Source organism: Rhodovibrio sodomensis (assembly GCF_016583645.1).
Classification (GTDB): domain Bacteria; phylum Pseudomonadota; class Alphaproteobacteria; order Kiloniellales; family Rhodovibrionaceae; genus Rhodovibrio; species Rhodovibrio sodomensis.
This window is the reverse complement of the sequence record NZ_NRRL01000211.1, coordinates 1-3,554: the sequence shown is the minus strand read 5'-3', so window position 1 is coordinate 3,554 and position 3,554 is coordinate 1. Positions and strand designations below refer to the sequence as shown.

Genomic DNA, 3,554 nt, shown 5'->3' with positions numbered 1-3,554 from the left:
ACGGCCTGAAGATCCGGCCGATGCACCTGCCCGACCGGTTCATCGACCACGACAAGCCTTACCAGCAGTACGAGGCCGCCGGCCTCAACGCCCACCACATGGTCGCCAAGGCGCTCGACGCGCTGGGCCTCGAGCGTGCGGATGCGGGCTCGCTCAGGGCGTGACGGGCGGTCATGCCTCGACCCGGGCGCCTGCCCACCATGACGGGGACGTTTCTGAAGATCAGGGCCTTACGGGTGCCTCCCGACCCTGTGGTTGAACCCCCCGACCGCGGGCAGGCCCAAGTCATCCCCCTCCTCCACCTGGGAGGAGGGGCTAGGGGAGGAGGCTGCCGCGCTCTCGGTGGCGTGCACACCTCCTCTCCCGATCCCTGTCCTCCCACTGGCGGAGAGGGGACCGGTTCGCGTGCCGCCGGCGAACGGCCCGGCGTCTGCCCATGACCGCCCCCAAGAAGCGACGGGTCGACCAGCTGCTGGTCGACCGCGGGCTGGCGGAAAGCCGCGCCAGGGCGCAGGCGTTGGTCATGGCGGGGCAGGTGTTCTCCGACACCAAGCGGATCGACAAGCCTGGCACGAGCTTGCCCGCCGACGCCCCGCTCGCGCTCAGGGGGCAGGATCATCCCTGGGTCTCGCGCGGCGGGCTGAAGCTGGCGCCATTGGTCGAGGCGGGCGAGATCGATCCGCACGGCGCGGTCGCGCTCGACGTCGGCGCGTCGACCGGCGGCTTCACCGATGTCTTGTTGCAGCACGGGGCGATCCGGGTCCACGCCGTCGACGTCGGCCACGGCCAGCTCGCCTGGAAGCTGCGCCAGGACGACCGCGTGGTCGTGCTGGAACGCACCAACGCCCGCCATCTGACCTCTGGCCACGTGCCTGAGCCGGTCGACCTGGTGGTCTGCGACGCGTCCTTCATCGGGCTGGAGGTGGTGCTGCCTAACGCGCTCGCGCTGGCCCGGCCCGGCGCCCGGCTCGCCGCCCTGATCAAGCCGCAGTTCGAGGTCGGCCGCGACCGGGTCGGCCGCGGCGGCGTGGTCCGCGATCCCGCCCTGCACGAAGCGGTGTGCGCGCGTATCCGCGCCTGGCTGACGGAAACGATGGGCTGGCGCGTGCTGTCTTTACGGGAGAGCCCGGTCAAGGGGCCCGAGGGGAACGTCGAGTTCCTGATCGTCGCCGAGAAGCCGGGGTAGCGGCGGACAGGCCGCTTGCGACCACCCGTCGGGCGTGCTTCGACTTGGCCCTTCGGGCCTGCTCAGCATGACGCTATAAGTTATTGATAATTCGGTAACGTCATCCTGAGTCGCCGCCCCACATCTCTTCAGGCAGTTAGAGCAAAATTCACGATGAAGGCCGACTCGACCTTTATCGATTTTGCTCTAGCGAGAGGAGGTTGCCCGCGGCATTCGCGCCCGTGATTCCATCTCCCCTAACCCCTCCTCCCGCTTGGAGGAGGCGGACTTGGTGTGCGTATTCGGCGAACCCGACGCCCTACCGCACGTCCTCCACCTGGACCGGGCTTTCCAGCCGGCGCTCGGCCTGGCGGCCTTGCAGCAGGCCGATCACGTCGATCAGCGGCCGCAGGCCGCGGGCGATCCGGCCCAGCGCCTCGGCGGCCGGGCTTTCGATGCGGCCTTGCAGAGCGCCCTCGATCAGGCGGCGCAGCGGGTCCTTGCGTTCCGGCCGCTCGACCACGCGCACCGGCTGGCCGGCGGGGATCTCGGCCAGCTCCTTGGCGCCGGCAATCGCGGCCTCGAGCCCGCCCAGCTGATCGACCAAGCCGCGCGCCTGGGCATCGGCGCCCGACCAGATCTTGCCCTGGGCAACCTGTTCGACCTGCTCGGGGCTAAGGTCGCGGCCGCTCGCGACCTTCTGCTTGAAGTCGGCGTAGGTCTGGTCGAGGAAGGTCTGCAGCTTTTGCCACTGCGCCTCCGTAAAGTCGTGGTTCGGGCTCCAGAAGTCGGCGTTGCGGCCGGCCTGAACGCCGTCGAAGTTGATCTCCAGCTTGTCCCACAGCCCGGTCAGGACGAACTTGCCGGAGCCGACCCCGATCGAGCCTGTGATCGTCCCGGGCAGGGCGTAGATCCGGTTCGCCGGCGCGGCGACGAAATACCCGCCCGAAGCGGCGATGTTCGCCATCGACACCACGACCGGCGTGCCCATCTCGCGCGCCCGGCGCACCGCGTGCCAGATCGTGTCGGACGCGACGTAGCTGCCGCCCGGGCTGTCCACGCGCAGCACGATCGCCTTTATCTTATCGTCGCGGGCGGCCTCCAGCAGGGCGGGGGCGATCGTGTCGCTGCCCATCTGAACGTCGCCGAACAGCCTGCCGCCTTGGCTGGAGCCGAGCGTGACCGCACCCTGGCCGGTGACCACGGCGATCTGCGGGGTGTCCTCAGGCAACTCGCGCGCGCGCTGCATCTGCGCGCCGTAGGCCAGCAGGTCGACCATCGCCGCGCGGTCGTCGGCTTGCGCGCCGACCGCCTGGCGCAGCGCCTGGCGCATCTGATCCCGGTAGCCCAGTTGGTCGACCAGTCCGGCCTGCAGCGCGCGTTCGGCGGAAAAGTTGCCTTCCTCGACCAGCTGGCGCACCTGCTGCGGGGCCAGCCCGCGCCCCTGCGCGATCCCGGCGACCACCTGGTCCATCCAGGACTGCAGCAACTGGCGCCGGTTTGTGCGCTGCGGCTCGGGCATCCGCATCGCGGTGAAGCGGTCCTTGATGCCCTTGAATTCCCGGCGCTGGTCGAGGCGCGGCTCGACGCCGATCTCGGCAAGCGCGTCGGCGATGTAGGGGCTCTCCAACAGGAAGCCGGAGACGTTGACGTCGCCCGACGGCTGCAGCCAGACCCGGTCGAATGCGCTTGCCAGGTAGGCGTGCAGCGTGCCGCCGCCCATGCCCCCGCCGCTCAGCGTCTCGGCGAACGCCCAGGCGGTCTTGCCGCTGTCCCGGAAGTCCTGCAGCGCGTTGCGCAGCTCCTGCGCATGCCCCATGGCGAGCCCGCCGCGGCCGACCCGCATGGCGACCGCCCGGACCCGGTCGTCGCCGGCCGCGTGCTCCAGGGCGCCGATCGCGCGGTGGATCGGCACGCCGCCGTCGGTCGCCCCGGCGATCGGGCTGCGCGGCGCCTGTTCGGCGACGCCGCTTGAGAGGTCGAGGGTCAGGACCGCGCGCTCGGGCACCGGCGTCTCGGCGGTGCGCCAGTCGCGCACCTCCTGCCAGCCGTAGCCGGCGAGCACGCCGAGCGCGACGACGATCAGACCGACCGACGCCAGGAAGCCGACCAGGCACTTGCCGACGAATAGGATCAATCGCATGGGATCAGAGCGCCCCTTGGGTCGCGGGAAGGTAGATGTGCGGTACAGCGCGAACCGGGACAATGCCGACATCCGCGCGCCGCGCCAAGGGGCGCGGCGCTTGCACGCAGACGCGCCGCCGTTAGGATCGCGCGCCGGCGGCCGACACCGGACGGCAAGGATATCCGGTGCGCACGACGGCCATGGCAGCGGTTCCTGGACCTGGTGCGCCAGCGTCGGTTCGATGTCGGCGTGACCGGCTGGGTG

The 3,554-nt window shown here is 70.6% G+C and carries 2 protein-coding genes; one reads left to right on the top strand and one right to left on the bottom strand.

The window, feature by feature from the left end:
- Positions 1-436: 436 nt before the first annotated feature.
- Positions 437-1,186, top strand: coding sequence for a TlyA family RNA methyltransferase (locus CKO28_RS27010; RefSeq protein ID WP_200344508.1), 750 nt, complete (start codon positions 437-439; stop codon positions 1,184-1,186).
- Between the two features lie 298 nt (positions 1,187-1,484).
- On the opposite strand, the gene sppA is transcribed toward CKO28_RS27010, so the two are convergent.
- A complete protein-coding gene (gene sppA, locus CKO28_RS27005) occupies positions 1,485-3,308 on the bottom strand; it encodes a signal peptide peptidase SppA (protein WP_200344506.1) in 1,824 nt (607 codons plus the stop codon).
- Between the last annotated feature and the right edge of the window lie 246 nt (positions 3,309-3,554).